The organism is Clostridium novyi NT, from assembly GCF_000014125.1.
Taxonomy (GTDB): domain Bacteria; phylum Bacillota; class Clostridia; order Clostridiales; family Clostridiaceae; genus Clostridium_H; species Clostridium_H novyi.
On record NC_008593.1, the window covers coordinates 1,828,638 to 1,847,652 of the forward strand.

Sequence of the window (19,015 nt, forward strand, 5' to 3'; positions counted from 1 at the left end):
GGCATATTCTTATTAAAATAAGATATGCCTTTTAATTTTAATATTATTTTTATATTTCAAATTTCTGAATAAGTTCATTAAGCTTTTGTGCAAGGTCTAATTGTTTTAAAGATGTATTTGCTACTTCTTTCATTGCACTATTAGTTGTCCCTAAATTTTCCAATATATTACTTGTATGATTTACAGATTCTTGTGAACTTGCTGCCATACTTTGCACTCCAGAAGCCGCCTGATTTATTGTAGCACTAATTTCTTCTGTCATAGATGCCAATGTTTCTGACATATCACTCATATATTCTGAATCTTCATAGTAATCTTTTCCTGTTTCTAAAGATTCATCTAATATTTTAGTTACATTATTATTTATAAATTGAAGTACATCATCACTGTTTATAGCTAAATTTTCAAATGCTGATTGTACCTTTTGAATTGTACTTTGTATTGTTGATACAGTGTCTGCTGATTGTTCTGCAAGTTTTCTAACTTCTTCAGCAACTACAGCAAATCCTTTTCCATGTTCTCCAGCCCTTGCTGCCTCTATAGCCGCATTTAGAGCAAGTAAATTAGTTTGCTCAGCAATACTTGCTATAGCATCTGCCATTACCCCTACTTCTTCTACTACTTTACCTTCTTTTATAGATCTTAATATACTATCCTCTTTTTCTTTATAAACTTTTCTTATATCTTCAACAGCCTGTTTTATACTTTGTTGTACGTTTATAGATCTCTCTTTAGCCTTTATTGCATTTTCACTAGCACTTACAGATTTATCTGCTAATTCTTCTACTGTTGCATTTATTTCTTCTATAGATGAACTTAGTTCTTCACTGAATCTACTAGAATCCTGAATTTCACTATTTATATTATTAGTAAGTTCATCAACTTCACTTATTTTAGCTGTTATCTCCTGCACTGTACCAGATAAATTTTCACTCATAGATGACATATTGTTAGAATCATTTTTTATTATTTCTATAAGTTCTCTTATATTATGGTGAGCTTCATTTAGTGCTATAGCAGTATCACTAAATTCATCTTTACCTGTAACCTTTATTTCTTCTGAAAAATCATAATTAGATAATTTTATAGCATAATTTTTAATTTTATAAAGAGTTTCCATTATGTCTCTTACAATAAATATAGTTAATAATATGGATAATACTATTGCAATAATAGTTATACTAATCATTTGTACTCTTATGCTATTAAATGAATCTTTATTATTTTCATGCTCAGTTCTTGCCCCTGAAATATTCATATCACTAATCTTATTAAGCACTTGTTCCATATCTGCTCTTACAATCTTAACTTGTGAATCATAAATTTGTTGAGCTTCTGGATATTTTTTTTCTTCAACAAAATTTATTATGTTATCTCTTCCTTTTCTGTACTCATCTAATTTTTCTTTAAAATATTTGTATAAATTTTGCTCCTCTTCTTCTCTTGGTATATTATCATAATGATTCATAGCATTTACATCACTAACTTTTAATTCCCCTATTTTTGAAATCTCATTATGTATATCTTGGTCACTCATATTTACATTATAAATAAGTTTCATAAGACTTGCTTTCTCATCATTTAAACCTGCTTTTACACTTTCTATATCCCTAATAGCCAAAAGATGCTTTGAATAAGTAGTATCAGCTCCTTTGTTTATCTTATTAGAATTTATAAGACCTACTATTCCAGATAATATAATAAGAAATGCCAATACACCAAAACTAAATGACAATTTAGATCTTACCTTGAACTTTCTCATGAAAACCATAAAATCCCCCCATTTTTTGATAAATATTATATAATTTTTAATATAATCTTCATGTTATTTGTTTGAATATTACTTTAAATTTTAAGGATATTCTAAAAAATAAGGAGAGGTATTTAATATAATCCTCTCCTGACAATTATTTAATTATCTTATTTTACTTTTTAGCATTAATGCTTGTTCTAATTATTGGGATGAGAACTGTTTAAATATAATATATCATATATTTATGTATTATTCTATATATTTATACATATTTTTCTATATTATTTTCCTATTAGTGGTTTTTTTACTTGTTTTTTAATAATTTTAATAATAATATTTGACATAATATATTTAATTAATTCATTTCAAACCTTCGCAACGTTAAAATTTTAACAAAGTTTGCTAAAAAAAATATTTTCTATATTAAATTCACTATCAATAATATTAATCCTGTTAATATAAATACTCTTGATAAATTAAACGCTATATCTTTTGTTCCCTTAATACATATAAAATCTATAACATAACCATATCCTAATCTATCAATCAAATTTCCAAATACTCCACCTATTATAAAGGAAAGTGCAAGTTTTAGACCTATATCTCCTTGGTATTGCATCAATCTAATAAAATAAATAACCACACATAGAAGAATTATTAAGGTTATCTTAACAATAAGACTAACTCCACTTTGAAATCCATCTAACTGTTTTAATTTTTCCTCTTCAATTATCAACTTCAACTTATTTTGTACTAATTCTACTGATTTATTATCTTTTTTGTTTTCTAGTATAGCAATAGTCTTTCTTTTAGTCCATCTATCAACCAAAATTATTCCAACAATTAAACCCCAAAATAAAAATGACATATTGCATCCCCCTTCCCTATTAAATTTTAAATGGTATATGTATTATAACACAGTTTGCTCATTTCTTCAACTCTATTAGTACAGTTTTAGGAATTTTTTATTTAATATTACTTTTTTTAACTTAAATAGGGCTAATTATAAATAGCCCTATTTTAAATACCCATTTAAGATCCATTCGTCATATAAATCTGGTCTCTCATTTTTTAATATTTTTAAAAATTTCTCTAAGTACATTGATTTTTTTAATCCTTTTATAAGATGACTTGGATATTTTTTATGTCTACTGTAGCATCCTTTAGGATCAATAACCATAACATTTTCTTTTTCTTGCACAAAAATATCTTTACACCGTATATCTATTTTTGTAAATTTTAATCTTTTAAACTCTTCCAGTAAGTTAATAACATTCAGTGCTAAAACTTTACTAAGTCCATGGGTTTTTATATAATCCCTCATACATTCCCCGCCAACATAATCTCTTATCATATATAAGTATTCATACTTGTATACTTTAGGAAAGTATTTTGACCCATTTACTTTTTTTAATATAAGATACTCTGATTTACAACTTCTTACGGTTGTGCATATTTTTATAACCTTTCCGTCCTCCATTAAAAAAACTTTTCCATGATGTCCTTCCCCCAAAAACTTACATCCACTTAAATCCAGACCACAATTGTTTTCATAATCTTTATTCATATTAACACCTTTAATTGTATTAATTCTTATAATCATAATATGTATAATACACCAGTTGGTGTATTATACATTATTTAATGTTATAAATACACTCGTTATTGAAATCTTTAATAAAAAAATTAAATTTATGAATTTAATTTTTTTATCCACCTAGTTACAACCTCTGGTTTTATATCTAGTGCAGCTTTTATAAATTCATCTAATACATTCTCTTCTTCTAATTCTCTTAGCAAAATCCTAGGAAATTTTTCAACTTTTATATAAGCTTTTCTTGGATCTATAATCTTTAATCTATAATCTTCTTGAACATAAATATGTCTTATAGACATATCAATTCTAGTAAATCCACTATTCTTAAATTCTTCTAATAAACCAACTAAATTATAAGATATTTCTCGAGGCATTCCATTTTCTCTTATATATTCTTTTAGTGGTATTCCATAAACATATTCTCTCATTAAAACTTTACCTTTTCTCTTTAATGTTTTAGGAAAATATTTACTTCCTTCCATTCTTTTTAGTATGTTATATTCATCTATACAATTTCTTTTATTTTTAAACAATTTTATAACATAATTGTCATCCGTTTTATATACACTACCTTCTCTTCCTTTACCTAAAAACTCGCACTTTTTTATATCCACTCCAAAATATTTTTTAATTATGTTTACCACCTCTATATGTTATTGCTTATATACCCTCTCATAGTAATATAGTATTTAAATTATCATTTTAGGTGACATGAACATATAATAAAAAAGGAAATTATGACACTAATAGCGTTCATAATTTCCTTTATATTTAAGACTTTATTTTAACTTTATTCCTTTTTCTGTTTGAACTATTTTTCCTTCTTTAAGAAGTCTACCTACTGCTCTTTTAAAAGCAGCCTTACTTATTTTTAATCTATCTTTTATTTCTTCAGGATTACTTTTATCGTTTAGAGACATAAATCCATCATATTTTTTTAATTTTTCTAGTATCATTTCAGAATCGCTATCCATTTGTTTATAAGCAACTTCTCTTGTTCCAAGGTCAAGCTTTCCATCATCTCTTACTCTTATTATTCTACACTCTACAGAATCTCCAACTTTTAATTCTTTATAAACTTCACTTCTTGGAATTAATCCCTTATACTTGTTATCAACTGCAACCAATGCTCCTATTTCTTTGTTTATTGAATATATAGTTCCTTTAACCCATTCTCCCTTTTTATATGGACTATCAGAAGATAAAAATTTAGATACATAAGTTGTTGCAGTTAATCTTCCACTTTTATCTATATAAAGTCCTACTAAATATTTTTTCCCAGGAAGAACTTTGTACTTTTGTTCCTTAAAAGGAAGTAATACGTCACGTTCAAGACCTATATCTAAAAATGCTCCTATTCTTGTTGTATCCTTAACTTCTAAAATAGCTAATTCTCCTGCCTGTACTAAAGGAGTTTTTCTTGTGGCAATTAGTCTATCTTCAGAATCTCTATATACAAATACCTCAACTTCATCTCCTTCCTCTATACTTTCTGGCAATTGATTATTTGGAAGAAGAATATTATCGTTTTGTTCTCCTGTTCCTGCATCTAAATAAGCCCCTATTTTGGCTATATTTGATACCTTTAAAGTTTGTATTTTTCCTATTTCTATCATTTATTATCCACCTTTTCTATTTATAATTATATAATATTTGAGTTTATATAATTTATTTTTTGTAGTTTTTATTTTATTATTAATATTTGGCTTAAATTCTATTTTAATCTACATTACTGTTTATAGCAAGAATTTTGCTAAAAGTCTATGTTCTAATAATATTTTACCCTTAAATATGTGTTTAATGTTTTCACTTTTAAGCTCCTATCTTATAGGATATAATAAGTATAAACTATGTAAAGGGGGATATGATATGAAAACAACTGCAGCATTCTTTGATATTGACGGCACATTATATAGAGAAGGTTTAATTACTGAGATTTTTAAAAAATTTATAACATCAGAATTTATAGAACCTGATCGTTGGTACAATGAAGTTAGACACTATTATGTTAAGTGGGATAAGAGAATAGGTAACTATGATGATTACCTTATAAAAATGGCCGATATTTATATAGAGGCTATAAAAGGTCTTCACAGAACTCAAGTAGAATTTATCGCTAGAAAAGTTATTGAGTCTAAAGGGGATCGTGTTTATACCTATACACGAGATATGATAGCTTGGCATAAAGCACAAGGTCATAAACTTATAACTATCTCAGGAAGTCCTGTAGAACTTGTTCGTGAAATGGCAATAAAGCATGGATTTGATGATTATATAGGAACAGATTATATATTGGACGAAAACCAAAAATATACTGGAGCTATAATTCCTATGTGGGATAGAGTAAATAAGCAAAAGGCTATAAATAATTTTGTTGAAAAATATAATATAGACTTAAGTAAAAGTTATGCATATGGTGATACTTTAGGAGATTTTTCCATGTTTAAATCTGTTGGCAACCCTAGAGCTATAAATCCTACTCGTGAACTTATAAACGCTGTTACAAGTGATCCTTTAGTAAGAGAAAAAGTAAAGATTATAGTTGAAAGAAAGGATGTAGTATATAAATTAAATCCAGAATCACTTAATATACTATAATATTTATATAAATAAAAAGACTGCTAATAATATACTTTATTAACAGTCTTAAAACTTTTCTATACGTTTTTTAAACAAAAATCTATAAAATGTTTTAAATAGTCACTTAATATTTCATCTCTATATACAAAGTTAAACTCCCTATAAAATTTTATGCTTTTTAAAGTACGATCCTTAATAGGCATAGTTTTTATAACACCTAAACTGCACTCTCTTTTTATAGCTTCTTTAGATATTATAGTGTATCCTAAATTCGCTTCAACTAAAGCTTTTATAGCATCTATACTTCCTACTTCCATATATATATTTAAATCTTTAGGAGTGAATCCGTGTCTTTTAATTTCACTTTCAAAATGTTTTCTAGTTCCTGAACCATATTCTCTTAAAATAAGTTTTCCATTTAACACTTCTTCTAATGTGACAAATTCCATACTTGAAAAAGGATGATCCTTTGATATAGCTAAAACAAGCTCATCTTCTTTTAACTTTATATGCTTAAATTTGCTTTTATCAAAAGGTCCTTCTATAAGTCCTAATTGAATTTCATCTTTTAAAATCTTTTCTAGTATTATATCAGTATTAAATACATTAAGAATAATATCTATACTAGGATAACTTTCTTTAAATTTACCAAGAACCTGTGGAAGTACATATCCTCCTATAGTCAAAGTTGCTCCTACATTATATTTTCTTTCTAAAGAAAACTTATTTTTTAATTTTTGACATAAGATTTTTTCTTGACGACTTACTTCCTTTGCATAAGCTAAAAATTCTTCTCCCTCTTCTGTAAGAAATATATTTTTGCCTTGTTTTTTTATAAATTTTATTCCATATGCCTCTTCTAAAAACTTTATATGTTGAGAAACAGCTGGTTGAGTTAAATTAAGTATTTCCGCCGTTTTTGTGTAATTTTTAACTCTTGCTAATGTCAAAAATGTAATTAACTTATTATCTAACATCTTATTCTCCTAATCTAAAATTATAAATTTAAATATATATTATCAATAAATATCACTTTTTATTATTACATAATCTCATATCCTGGTGCAAAATTTAGAATATTTTGGATTTTTACATTGCGAAATATCAGAGTATAACTTTCTCAATTTTTCTGTTACATTTCCCGCATTTCCATTACCTATAATTCTATCATCCACCTCAATAATTGGAGCTACCCCCATTGCTGTTCCACAAAAGAATAACTCTTCTGCTGAATAAAGTTCTGTTCTTGTTATACTTCTTTCAACAACATCAAGGCCAAGTTCTTCTCTGGCAAGTATCATTATAGTATCTCTAGTTATTCCTTCTAATATATTATCTGAAGGTGGCGGTGTTACTAATTGCCCTTTTCTAACCATGAAGATATTTTCAGCTGTTCCTTCTGATACATGTCCATTTCTTGTTAAGAATATAGCTTCATCATATCCTTTTCTTAGAACTTCTAGTGAAGCAAGTCCAGAATTTAAATATGCTGCTGTAGCTTTTGTTCTCGGTGGTAACATGTTGTCTTCAACTCTCATCCAAGACGTAACTGCAGCTTTAAGCTCCTTCTTATCTGTGTATCCTCCCATAGGATTACAATAAATTAAAAAACGATCATCATTGTCCATTAATGTTGTTGCTATAGATTCTCCGGCTTTATATGCTACGGGTCTTATGTAAGTTGTGGTTTTTAGATTATTTTTTCTAAGCAATTCCACAGTTATATCCATAAGTTCTTCTACAGTATAAGGTATTTTTATGTTCAAGGTTTTACAAGATTGAAGCAATCTTTCATAATGTTCCTTCATTCTAAATACATAAAGTTCATTATTTTCCTCATTTAAATAAGCTCTGATCCCTTCAAAACATCCAAGTCCATAATTAAAAGCTTTAGATCTTATACCTATACTTACTGTATCCTCCTTAACAATATCGCCCTGATAGAATACATACGAATCCCTCATCGCTTATCCTCCTTATAACAATTGATGTCTTAAAATTCTACAAATTAAAATTTACAGAATTTTTTTAATTATAGCATTACAGCTTTTTCATGTCAATTTTATGCTAATATTGAAAAAACTGTCGAATTTACTTCGACAGTTTTTTTGTATAATGTTAAATTAAAATGATGGAATTATTGCTCCTTTATATTCCTCTTCTATAAATTTCTTTATTTCTTCAGAATTTACAGCTTCCTTTAACGCTTTTATATAATCCTTATCTTTGTTATCCTCTTTTACAGCAATAATATTAGCATAAGGAGAATCTTTATCTTCTTGTGCAAGAGCATCCTTTAGAGGATCTAATCCACCTGGTAATGCATAGTTAGTATTTATTACAGATGCATCTACATCAGATAATGTTCTTGGAAGTTGTGCTGCTTCTATTTCTTGTATCTTTATGTTTTTAGGATTTTCAGTAATATCAAGTTTAGTAATAAGTTCTCCTTCTTTAAACTTTAATAATCCTTGTTTTTCTAATAATCTTAAAGCTCTTGATTCATTAGTTGGATCATTGGGAACTGAAATTGTAGCACCATTTTTTATTTCTTTAACATCCTTCACTTTCTTAGAATAGATACCCATAGGCTCTAAATGTATTTTTGCTACAGATGTTAAATGAGTTCCCTTTTCCTTATTGAATTGTTCTAAATAAGGAAGATGTTGATAGAAGTTTGCATCTATTTCCCCTTCTTCAAGAGCAGTATTTGGTATTACATAGTCTGTAAATTCTTTGATTTCTAATTTATATCCCTTTTTCTCTAAAATAGGTTTTACCTTTTCTAATATTTCTTTATGTGGCTTTGGAGATGCCCCTACAACTATTGTAGTCTTTTTGCCATTATTCTCAGCTGATTTTTTATCTCCACAACCAACTAATGAAACTGCCCCTAAAATTACTGTACTTGCAAGTAATACTGATAATATTCTTCTTTTCATATTTATTTACCCCCTAAATATTGTTTATATATTAAATTTATTTTGTTACTCTCTTATATATAAATGTTCCTATACTTTGTAGCGCTTGAACTAAAACTATTAAAACTATTACTGTAACTATCAAAACATCATTTTTAAAAGCATAATATCCATAGTTCATAGCTACAGCACCAAGTCCACCTGCGCCAATTACACCTGCCATAGCAGAGAAACCAACCATACTTATAAGTGTTAATGTCATTCCAGATACAATTGATGGTAACGCTTCTTTTAACATTACTTTAAATACTATTTGAAATGTACTAGCTCCAAAAGACTTTGCAGCTTCAACAACTCCCTTGTCTACTTCTTTAAGTGATGACTCTATAATTCTTGTTACAAATGGCGCACATCCTATAGTTAGTGGCACAATAGCTGCTGTTGTTCCTGTTGATTTTCCAACTATAAATCTAGTTAAAGGTATCAACACTATCATTAAAATTATAAAAGGAAAAGACCTTAATACATTTACAATAACATCTAAAACTTTGTATACAGCTTCATTAGGTTTAAGTCCATCTTTATATGTAATAATCATGATAATTGCTGGTATAAATCCTACTACTATAGCTAAAGCCGTAGATATTAAAACCATATATAATGTTTCTAAAAGTGCTGGTAATAATATATCTGACATTATAACACCTCCCAATGAATGTCTTGATTTCCAAGGTAATTAAACACCTGATCTCTTTGTTCTTCTTTAATATTTATAACCAAGCTTCCTAAAACTCCTTTATTAAACTTTTCAAGTTTTCCCCAAACAATTGAAAAATCCATTTGAAGTTCTCTTGCCATGGATGTAATTATTGAGTTTTGACTTAATTCTTTTGGAAAAAATATCTTTATATTTATTCCTTCCTCCGGAAGTACTTCTTCCTCTCCTAAAAGCTTTTTCATTTGCTTTGTTGGGTTTAAGAATAGCTTATCCACATCCCCTGATTGTACTAATTTTCCTTTTTCCATTACTGCAACCTTAGTACAAACTTCCTTTATAACTTCCATTTGGTGAGTTACTATTACAATAGTAATCCCAAGTTTTTTATTTATTTCTTTTAGAAGCTCTAATATAGACTTTGTTGTTTTAGGATCTAATGCTGATGTAGCCTCATCACAAAGGAGAATTTTAGGATTCAAAGTTAATGCTCTTGCAATGGCAACCCTTTGTTTTTGTCCACCACTTAATTCCTTTGGCATACTATTAGCTTTATCATAAAGTCCAACTAATTCTAAAAGTTCTTTTACTCTTTTATTTATATCTTCTTTTTTATATCCCCAAGTTTCCATAGGAAGGGCTACATTCTTCCAAACATTTTTTCTGCTTAATAAGCTAAAGTTTTGAAATACCATTCCTATATTTTTTCTAAACTCCCTAAGTTCTTTTTCATTTAAGCTTTTTACTTCTTTTTCATCCACTATAACATTTCCAAAATTATATATTTCAAGACCATTTATACATCTTAGAAGTGTAGATTTTCCAGCCCCACTGTAACCCACTATTCCATATATTTCTCCCTGTTGTATATGAAGATTTATATCATCTAAAACTTTAATATCTCCAAAATATTTCTCCAAACTTTTTATTTCTATCATTTGAACACCCCCTAATTTATTTAAAAAATAAAGACCTAAGGATATCCTTAGGTCATATAAATTTCCTACTTATCCTCATCTTTCAGTTTACACTGCAGGATTTAGCACCATTGTACACTAAAAATGTATACTGGTTGCCGGGTTTCATAGGGCCAGTCCCTCCACCTCTCTTGATAAGACTTATTAATTTTTTTAATTTTCTCTTTAAACTGTTATTTATTATAATATTTTATGCCTCTTTTGTCAATAGCCTTAATTTTTAAAAATATCTATAAATTATTCAAATGCCTCATAAATAGACTTTATAGCTGTTTCAAAATCTTTTGCATCTACACCAATTATAATATTTATTTCACTAGAACCTTGGTCTATCATTCCTATATTTACATGACTTTTAGCAAGAGCTGAGAATATTTTTTCAGATGTACCTACTGCTTTTGCCATGCCCATTCCAACTGTGGCGATTAGGGCCATGTTAGGTATTACATGTATAGAATCTGGATTGCATTGTCTTTTTATTTCTTCTAGTAACTTATCTAACTTATTATCAAGTTGTGCATCATCTATTACAATAGATATTGTATCTATTCCAGATGGCATATGTTCAAAAGAAATACCATATGTTTCCAATGCAGAAAGTAATCTTCTACCAAATCCAATTTCAGCATTCATATAAGTTTTTTGTATAACAATTGTTGTAAAATCTTTTCTGCCTGCAATACCAGTAATTCTTCCTCCACCATTTTTATAGTTTACTTCATTTACTATTAAAGTTCCCTTGTCTTGTGGTCTATTTGTATTTTTTATGTTTATAGGTATATTTCCTTCTTTAGCTGGGAATATAGCTTCTTCATGCAATACGGATGCTCCCATATACGCAAGTTCTCTAAGCTCTTTATATGTAATTTTTTCAATAGGCTTAGGATTATCCACAACTCTTGGATCTGCCATTAAAAATCCTGAAACATCAGTCCAGTTTTCATATAACTTAGCTTTAACATCCTTTGCTACTATAGCTCCTGTAATGTCTGATCCACCTCTTGAAAAAGTTTTTATATCTCCATTTGGCATAGCCCCATAAAATCCTGGTATAACAGCTCTTTCAATATTCTTTAAATTGTTTGAAATTAATTCCTTAGTTTTATCAGAATCAAAACATCCATATTTATCAAATGCAATGATTTCAGCTGCATCTACAAATTCATACCCTAAAAAATTAGCAAGTATTATACCATTTAAATATTCGCCTCTACTTACTGTATAATCAACACTTACCCCTTGTGAGATTATCTTTTTCATATTTACTAAGTGAAAATTTATATCTATTGATAAGCCTAACTCCTTTACTATTTCTTTATATCTTTCTTCAATAATTTTAAAGACATCATCAAAAGAAATTCTATTCTCAACGTGAGCATGACATAAATATAAAAGATCTGTTATTTTATAATCATTGTCATCTCTTTTTCCAGGTGCTGAAGGAACTACATACTTTCTGTTACTATCCTCCATAACAATTTTCTTAACCTTTCTAAATTGTTCTGCACTGGCTAATGAACTGCCCCCAAACTTAGCTACTATAATATCATTCATATTTTAACACCCCAATTTAATTTATTCATTAATAGCATATATTCATAATATCTTATCACAAATTGAGATTTTTTCAATATTTTTTTGTAAATTATCATAAAAATACAATATTTCGAAGAAAAAACTGTAATATTAATACTTTATATTAATATTACAGTTTGTTTAAAAACTTTAATTATTGACTTTTAATTTTTAGAAATTATTCAGTTAATATTTCTACACCATCTTCTGTTACTAAAATAGTATGTTCCCATTGCGCTGTTAATTTGCCATCTTCTGTAACAGCTGTCCATTCATCCTCTAAAACTTTACATTTCCAAGTTCCCTCATTTATCATAGGTTCAATTGTAAATGTCATTCCTGGAACTAATACCATTCCAGTATCCTTCATACCGCAGTGATCTATAAAAGGTTCTTCATGGAAATCCACTCCAACACCATGACCACCAAATTCACGAACTACTGAATATCCTCTTTCCTTAGCTAACTTTTCAATTGCATATCCAATATCTCCAGTACAAGAATATGGTTTAACCTGTTTAATTCCTATATCTAAACATTCTTTAGCAGTTTCAACTAGTTTTACGGCTTCACTTGATGCATCACCAATTATAAACATTCTACTAGCATCTCCATAATAACCATTTAATCTACTAGTTACATCTACATTTACTATATCTCCATTTTTTAAAGGTCTGTCACTAGGTATACCATGGCATACTACTTCATTTATTGATATACACACACTTTTAGGATATCCCATATAGTTAAGTGGAGCTGGTTCTGCTCCAAGTTCTAGTGTATACTCATGAACCCATGTATTGATTTCATCTGTAGTTACACCTTCTTTTATTCTTTCTGCTACCATATCTAAAACCTTTTTAGTAACCTGACAACTCTTTCTAATACCTTCTATTTGTTCTTGAGTTTTTATAAGGTTTCTTGGAGGGGCTATAAGTCCTTTAAGTTCTAAATCACTTAATTTTTCATCCATAGACAGATGACAGTTTTTGTATTTTTTTCCACTTCCGCACCAGCACTTATCATTTCTTGATAATTTAGTCATTTATTCACCTTCTATAATATTTTAATTTGTTTTAATATAATTATATCACTTTATTCATATTTAACAATTTTATAGAAGTTTTTATCTAAGCATACCTCTTCCAACTCTTCTTAATTTTACTTTAACATTTACATTTATTTCAGATTCACATACAACTTTGTTCCAATCTATATCTGTTTTTCTTCCATACTTTGCCGCTGCAACTTTTCCAAGTTCCAAGCAATCAACTTTAATCTCTTGTTTCATTTTAGTGATAAATTTTTCAGAGGCTCTTTTTACTACTTCTTCTGCATCTTTCTCTATCTTTTTTGTGATATTTGGATTGTTTGTTACTCCCTTATATATTTCATTTTCTATAATGTCACTTTCTAAAAGTATATTTATATCAAATTTATATTTATCTCCTTCTTTTTTACAAGTTACTTTTTTCCTACTTATGCCATCAAGATTAGTATTGTGACCATCTTTATCTTCTATATGTACAATTCCTGATACCCTATTTTCTCGCAGTAAATTAATAACTTGTGCTTCTCCAATACTTACAACATATTCAAGCTTATCTTTGTTAAAGATTGCTACACCTGTCATTTGAAATATGCCATCCTTAATTTCTATATAAGGTAGTATTACATTTCTCCCTTCTCCCACTAGCCTTGTATAAATATCTATCATCTTATAATTATCTGAAAAAAAATTATAATTTACAGAGCTATCAATCATTCCTCGTATATAATCCGCGGCACTGTTATATCCTCTTACTTTAAAATTTAAAGCATCTTCGGTGTCTCCATTAAAAATAGCAACACGTGCTGTATCATTTGCATATGTATTATTAAATAAAGTATTTGCTATTGGATAAATAGATTTTTCTGCAACTTCTTTATTTATAAGTAATACTTTTTCACTTCCTAATATAAATTTTTTGTTAGACTTTGTTTGCCTATCTTCCCTAGTATTTGTTATACTCTCTGCATCTCCACCAATAACTATTGTATCAAGTTGTTGATTTCCAGTTAAAAATTGATATACAGCTATAGATACACTATATATTGGATTTTTTGTACTCCCACCTTTCAAATCATATCCTATTGCTATTGGAATATCTAGATTTTCTATAGCTACAAATTTATTTATATTAGTGACATATGAAATAATAAAAATCAAAAATCCTATGACTAAATAAACTTTCTTTATTAAGGAATATTTCATAATAATCAAGTCCTTTTGTTCTCTACTTTTTTATGAGTATTTAGCTTTTGTTTTTCTTTCATATATGTTATTGCAAAAATTACAGTTAAATACACTACATTAAATATTACAGTAGAATTTATTATTAAATTTCCTATATACCTTCTAGTTATTTCATTTTTATAAAGCATCGCAATAATTATTGTAATAGGAAATAAACCTACAGCCACTACTTTATTTTCTATTCCCAAATTAGATTTTATTCCAAGACATACATAATAATAATAGTTTGACGCAGTTTTTATCATTACTATGGACCACAAAGATACAAAAACAAATCTAAAATTATTTATTACTGGTACAACTATACTTTCAGTAACTAAGGTAAATGGCCATGAAGCTTTTGGCACTAATTCAGGTCCTAGATAGTATATACTTATAAATACTATCCAAGTGTATATTATCATTAATGTAAATATAGCTTTAAATATAGGCTTTTGTGGTGATTTTTTATTTTTGAAATACGGATGAATCAAAACCAAAAATTCTATTCCTGAATACTGAAATATAGTTAAAAATGTGGATTTAACTATATTTTTTACACTTGATTGAAAAACAGGCTGAAGATTTAATATACTACCACTTTTTAATGCTCCTATTGAAATAACTATAGGTATTATGAATATAATAATTATTAGTTTAGACATCCTCGCAATATTTTTTATTCCCGATAAGGAACAATACCATGCAACTGCAACTATGCAAATGATTATATTAATTCTAGGTAAAAATGTTACAGCATATACCCTTAATACATTTGTAAATCCTGATGTAATACTTGGTATTAACATAATAAATTCCATCATATAAATTAACCCTAGTATGGTTCCAAACACATTTCCAAAATATTTTTTCCCTATGGAGATAATATTATCATTAGGAAATTTTTTCATTATATAAACAGATATAGCCGCTATATAGCATGGATAAACTATACCTAATATGTTAGGTATCCAGCCATCTTGTCCTACCATCTTAACTATATCATGAGATAATTTAAAAAATCCTATTCCAATAATACTGCTCATACATAAATAATAAATATCATGTTCATCTAGTAAACTATTTTCGTTTTCCATTTGTTTTACCCCTAATTTTCACTTCAATATTTCCTTGCCTTATGATATTATTTTTTTCTATATTTTCAGGTCTCTTATTCATCTTTTTCAGTGAGGTTCTTATGAAACTATCTTTTAACAATTCTTTCTTCATTGAAAAATACGGCGCATTGAAAGTTTCTAATCTATATAAATGAGTAATTATTAAAAACCATCCTATTGCTATTCCAAATATACCCAAAAAATTTGCTAATATAAGCATTACAAATCGCAATAATCTTATGGCGAGTGACATATCATAATTCGGTATTAAAAATGTAGATACTACTGTTATGCCTTCAATAAGTGCTGTAGGTGGACTTACGATTTTTGCTTCCACCGCAGTTTGGCCTATAATTATACCTCCAACTATACTTAATGTTTGAGCTATTTTAGAAGGTAATCTCATACCACCTTCACGCAAAAGCTCCACTATTATTTCCATGGAGAGTATTTCTGTAAATGGAGTAAGGGCAATTCCTACTCTTGATTGGTTTATTGGAATTATAAACTGCACAGGTATTAATTCAACATTAAATTTTATAACTGTTAAATATATTGATGGTAATGTTACTATTACAAGAATGCTTAAAAACCTTAGTATTCTTGTAAAGTTTGACACCCAAAATCTTTGTGTGTAATCTTCAACTCCATGAAAAAATTCCACAAATAAAGCTGGAACTGTAATTACCTGTGATACTCCACTTAAAATTACTGCAATTCTTCCTTCCATTAAATTTGCCTCTACAATGTCTGGTCTTTCTGTATTAAAAACTTGTGGAAATATTGAATATGTCTCTCCCTCAATAAACTGTTCTAATACTCCGTTAGAGTTTATTGAATCAATGTCTATCTTATTTAATCTTTGTTTTAATGTATTTAATGCATCTTCATTTACTAAATCTTTTATATACATAATTGCTAAATCAGTTTGTGATCTTTTTCCTACTTTGAAATTTTCTATAGTTAATCCTTTTTCTTTTATTCTTCTAGTCATAATGCTTATATTAGTTTGAATATTTTCCACAAAACTTTCTCTAGTACCTTTTACTGAATACTCGTTTATAGAATCAGAAATTCCCCTGTGTTGTCCTCCTACACTGCTAACTATAATATAGCTTTTTAAGTAATCAATTATAATTCCTGTATTTCCTGTTCTTATACTCTTAGAAAGTTCATCTAAATCTGTTGTAATTTTTGTATCACTACTAGGTATATACCTTTTGCACAGATAATCTGGGAGATTTTCTTCTAATTCAAGTTCCTCATTTACTTCTAACATTAATGGATTTAATACCGTCTTGTTTATAAGATTTTTATCAGCTTCTCCATCCACATATATTACATAGGCAGGAATTTTTTTTGTTTTTCCAATTATAATATCCTTAACTACAACTTGTGACTCAATTCCTAGTCTTTCTATAACATTATTTACTATAGCATTATTTTTTTTCACATATCATCACCTAAATTTAATATTCCACAGTATACAACTTTTATTCTTAAAATCCTTTATTGAATTCATATATTAATATTTCTATATACAAATAAAAAAGGTATCTTAAAATGATAGTTTTCTAACATTTTAAGATACCTTTTAAATTATTTACATTATTCTTTTTTACTTATTCTCTAAACTAATTTACTTTACTTTGTTTATTTATTATTATATTTAAAATTACTCCAACAATGGCTGCTAAGCTTAATCCTGTTATTTTTACACCAGCTGTTACTGGAATTCCTAATGTAACCCCTGTAAATTTCTCAACATAGCTTGTTCCTAGACCTACTATTATTATAGTAGCTATTACAATTATATTTTTCACATTAAACTCAACTTTGCCTTTACCTAATGTTTTAAATCCTATTATTGATATCATGCTAAATAACATTAAGCTTATTCCGCCCATTACTGGAACTGGTATTGATCTTAAGAATCCTCCTATCTTAGCTATAAATCCAAGACATATTGCAAATACAGCTGTAATTCTTAAAATTTGTGGATTGTAGTTTTTAGTTATAGCTAGAACCCCTGTGTTTTCTCCATAAGTTGTATTTGCAGGTCCTCCTATAAGTGCTGCAACTGAAGTTGCAAGTCCATCTCCAAGTAAAGTTCTATGAAGACCTGGATCTTCTATAAAATTCTTTCCTACAACTTCTCCGTTTGTAGTTATATCTCCTATATGTTCCATGAATACTGCAAGTACTACTGGTGCTATTATACAAATTGCGCCCATATTAAATTTAGGTAATCTAAAGTTCGGCATTGATACAAGTGGTGCATTAGCTATTATATTTGTATCTACTATTCCAAGTTTAAGTGATACTAAATATCCTACTATTACAGCTATTAATATTGAAAGTTGTTTTAAGAATCCTTTTCCTTTTAAAGTTATAATAAGTGCTATTGCAAGAGTTAACCCTGCAACTACAAAGCTATTTGATGCCATGTCAAAAGCTGTTGGTATTAAAGTTAAACCTATTACTATTATCATTGGTCCTACTACATGATTAGGTAATACTTTTCTTATTTTGTCTACACCTATTTTCTTTACTATAAGAGACATTATTATATATATGAAACCAGCTATCATAATTCCGCCTTGTGCATATGCTAAATCTCCATTAAACTTGTCTCTAACCATTATTATACTTCCTATGAATGCAAAAGATGAACCTAAGAATACTGGAACTTTTCTCTTTGTACATAGATGAAATATCAATGTTCCTATTCCTGCTGATAAAAGTGCTATTGAAGGATCAAATCCTGTAAGAATTGGTACTAAGACTGTTGCTCCAAACATAGCTATTAAATGTTGAAGTGCTAATATCATCTTCTTTCCTACTTGTAATGTCTTTGATGTTCCCTTGATTTGAACATTTTCCTTTAAAATTGTGTTTTCAGACATAAAAAAACCTCCTTATATTTTTTATTCTAAGGAGAAATTCATCTTCTCCTTTTTTCAGCCTCACTGGACTGATTTAAAAAGTTATCTTTAAAATAATCATATAATAAAAAAACCTCTTGCCTACTGACAAGAAGTTTGAGTTATCTTAAATATAAATACAAACATAGCTAAACTATCAATCTTGTCAGCCTCTCTGGACCGTATTAAAGATTATCTTTTCTTTTTTAGTATTGTACCATTTTCAAACAAATTTTTCAATACAAATTTTTTATCTATTCCTAATATATGAAACTTACTCCTTTACACTCTAATAAAATTCTTAAATCTGATTTTATACTATCTTTTACATTTATGTTTTTCTTTATTTCTTTATAAGTTTCTATAATTATATTCTTGCATAAATTTCTACTAGGTATATCAATTTCATTTATAAACTTTATATATCCAATTACACTTTCATTATTTATATTTTGTTTAACATACATACTATTTTTAATAATTTTTGTTATATTTGTATTTTCACGTCTTTTATATATTTTAAAATATATTTTTCGTTTAACACTATTAAACTTTCCCATCCTCCTCACCTCTAATAAAA

The 19,015-nt window shown here is 28.0% G+C and carries 18 protein-coding genes and 1 riboswitch; of the genes, 1 reads left to right on the plus strand and 17 read right to left on the minus strand.

Annotation, left to right across the window (positions count from 1 at the left end; translation table 11 throughout):
• Positions 1 to 49: 49 nt before the first annotated feature.
• The 5 genes from NT01CX_RS08555 to NT01CX_RS08575 form a co-directional block, all read right to left on the minus strand.
• Entirely contained in the window at positions 50 to 1,762 is a 1,713-nt protein-coding gene (locus NT01CX_RS08555) for a methyl-accepting chemotaxis protein (RefSeq protein WP_242648483.1), read from the minus strand.
• Positions 1,763 to 2,171: 409 nt separating this feature from the next.
• Positions 2,172 to 2,621 carry a signal peptidase II gene (locus NT01CX_RS08560; protein ID WP_011722669.1) on the minus strand — a complete coding sequence of 150 codons (450 nt, stop codon included), beginning with the start codon at positions 2,619 to 2,621 and terminating at the stop codon, positions 2,172 to 2,174.
• A gap of 147 nt (positions 2,622 to 2,768) precedes the next feature.
• The gene (locus NT01CX_RS08565) at positions 2,769 to 3,320 is read right to left on the minus strand and encodes a serine/threonine protein kinase (protein ID WP_011722670.1); all 552 of its coding nucleotides are present in this window, start codon (positions 3,318 to 3,320) and stop codon (positions 2,769 to 2,771) included.
• Between the two features lie 125 nt (positions 3,321 to 3,445).
• On the minus strand, positions 3,446 to 3,964 hold the full coding sequence (locus NT01CX_RS08570; RefSeq protein ID WP_011722671.1) for a serine/threonine protein kinase: 519 nt from the start codon (positions 3,962 to 3,964) through the stop codon (positions 3,446 to 3,448).
• A 165-nt stretch (positions 3,965 to 4,129) separates the two neighbouring features.
• A complete protein-coding gene (locus NT01CX_RS08575) occupies positions 4,130 to 4,966 on the minus strand; it encodes a CvfB family protein (protein WP_011722672.1) in 837 nt (278 codons plus the stop codon).
• A gap of 253 nt (positions 4,967 to 5,219) precedes the next feature.
• On the opposite strand from NT01CX_RS08575, the gene NT01CX_RS08580 reads away from it, so the two are divergent.
• A complete protein-coding gene (locus NT01CX_RS08580; RefSeq protein WP_011722673.1) occupies positions 5,220 to 5,948 on the plus strand; it encodes an HAD-IB family hydrolase in 729 nt (242 codons plus the stop codon).
• A gap of 59 nt (positions 5,949 to 6,007) precedes the next feature.
• Here the strand turns inward: NT01CX_RS08580 and NT01CX_RS08585 are convergent, their stop codons facing one another.
• The 12 genes from NT01CX_RS08585 to NT01CX_RS08640 form a co-directional block, all read right to left on the minus strand.
• Positions 6,008 to 6,907, minus strand: a complete 900-nt coding sequence (locus tag NT01CX_RS08585) for a LysR family transcriptional regulator (RefSeq protein ID WP_011722674.1) — start codon at positions 6,905 to 6,907, stop codon at positions 6,008 to 6,010.
• 75 nt (positions 6,908 to 6,982) lie between these two features.
• On the minus strand, positions 6,983 to 7,894 hold the full coding sequence (locus tag NT01CX_RS08590) for a branched-chain amino acid transaminase (protein WP_011722675.1): 912 nt from the start codon (positions 7,892 to 7,894) through the stop codon (positions 6,983 to 6,985).
• 159 nt (positions 7,895 to 8,053) lie between these two features.
• Positions 8,054 to 8,872: a MetQ/NlpA family ABC transporter substrate-binding protein gene (locus NT01CX_RS08595; protein ID WP_011722676.1), complete on the minus strand. Its 819-nt coding sequence runs from the start codon at positions 8,870 to 8,872 to the stop codon at positions 8,054 to 8,056.
• Positions 8,873 to 8,909: 37 nt separating this feature from the next.
• Complete coding sequence (locus NT01CX_RS08600) at positions 8,910 to 9,548, minus strand: methionine ABC transporter permease (protein ID WP_011722677.1); 639 nt, start codon at positions 9,546 to 9,548, stop codon at positions 8,910 to 8,912.
• Positions 9,548 to 10,504 carry a methionine ABC transporter ATP-binding protein gene (locus NT01CX_RS08605; RefSeq protein WP_011722678.1) on the minus strand — a complete coding sequence of 319 codons (957 nt, stop codon included), beginning with the start codon at positions 10,502 to 10,504 and terminating at the stop codon, positions 9,548 to 9,550. The genes NT01CX_RS08600 and NT01CX_RS08605 overlap by 1 nt, the downstream gene beginning before the upstream one ends.
• Before the next feature lie 72 nt (positions 10,505 to 10,576).
• A riboswitch (SAM riboswitch) is annotated at positions 10,577 to 10,684 on the minus strand.
• 96 nt (positions 10,685 to 10,780) lie between these two features.
• The gene (locus NT01CX_RS08610; protein WP_011722679.1) at positions 10,781 to 12,097 is read right to left on the minus strand and encodes an aspartate kinase; all 1,317 of its coding nucleotides are present in this window, start codon (positions 12,095 to 12,097) and stop codon (positions 10,781 to 10,783) included.
• A gap of 199 nt (positions 12,098 to 12,296) precedes the next feature.
• Positions 12,297 to 13,163 (minus strand): methionyl aminopeptidase, encoded by an 867-nt coding sequence (locus NT01CX_RS08615; protein ID WP_011722680.1) that lies wholly within the window; start codon positions 13,161 to 13,163, stop codon positions 12,297 to 12,299.
• Between the two features lie 81 nt (positions 13,164 to 13,244).
• On the minus strand, positions 13,245 to 14,372 hold the full coding sequence (locus NT01CX_RS08620; protein WP_011722681.1) for a Ger(x)C family spore germination C-terminal domain-containing protein: 1,128 nt from the start codon (positions 14,370 to 14,372) through the stop codon (positions 13,245 to 13,247).
• A 5-nt stretch (positions 14,373 to 14,377) separates the two neighbouring features.
• Positions 14,378 to 15,490 (minus strand): GerAB/ArcD/ProY family transporter, encoded by a 1,113-nt coding sequence (locus NT01CX_RS08625; protein WP_011722682.1) that lies wholly within the window; start codon positions 15,488 to 15,490, stop codon positions 14,378 to 14,380.
• Positions 15,474 to 16,964 (minus strand): spore germination protein, encoded by a 1,491-nt coding sequence (locus tag NT01CX_RS08630; protein ID WP_011722683.1) that lies wholly within the window; start codon positions 16,962 to 16,964, stop codon positions 15,474 to 15,476. The genes NT01CX_RS08625 and NT01CX_RS08630 overlap by 17 nt, the downstream gene beginning before the upstream one ends.
• Before the next feature lie 181 nt (positions 16,965 to 17,145).
• Positions 17,146 to 18,417: a uracil-xanthine permease family protein gene (locus NT01CX_RS08635; protein ID WP_011722684.1), complete on the minus strand. Its 1,272-nt coding sequence runs from the start codon at positions 18,415 to 18,417 to the stop codon at positions 17,146 to 17,148.
• Positions 18,418 to 18,695: 278 nt separating this feature from the next.
• Entirely contained in the window at positions 18,696 to 18,995 is a 300-nt protein-coding gene (locus NT01CX_RS08640; RefSeq protein ID WP_011722685.1) for a hypothetical protein, read from the minus strand.
• Positions 18,996 to 19,015: the final 20 nt, after the last annotated feature.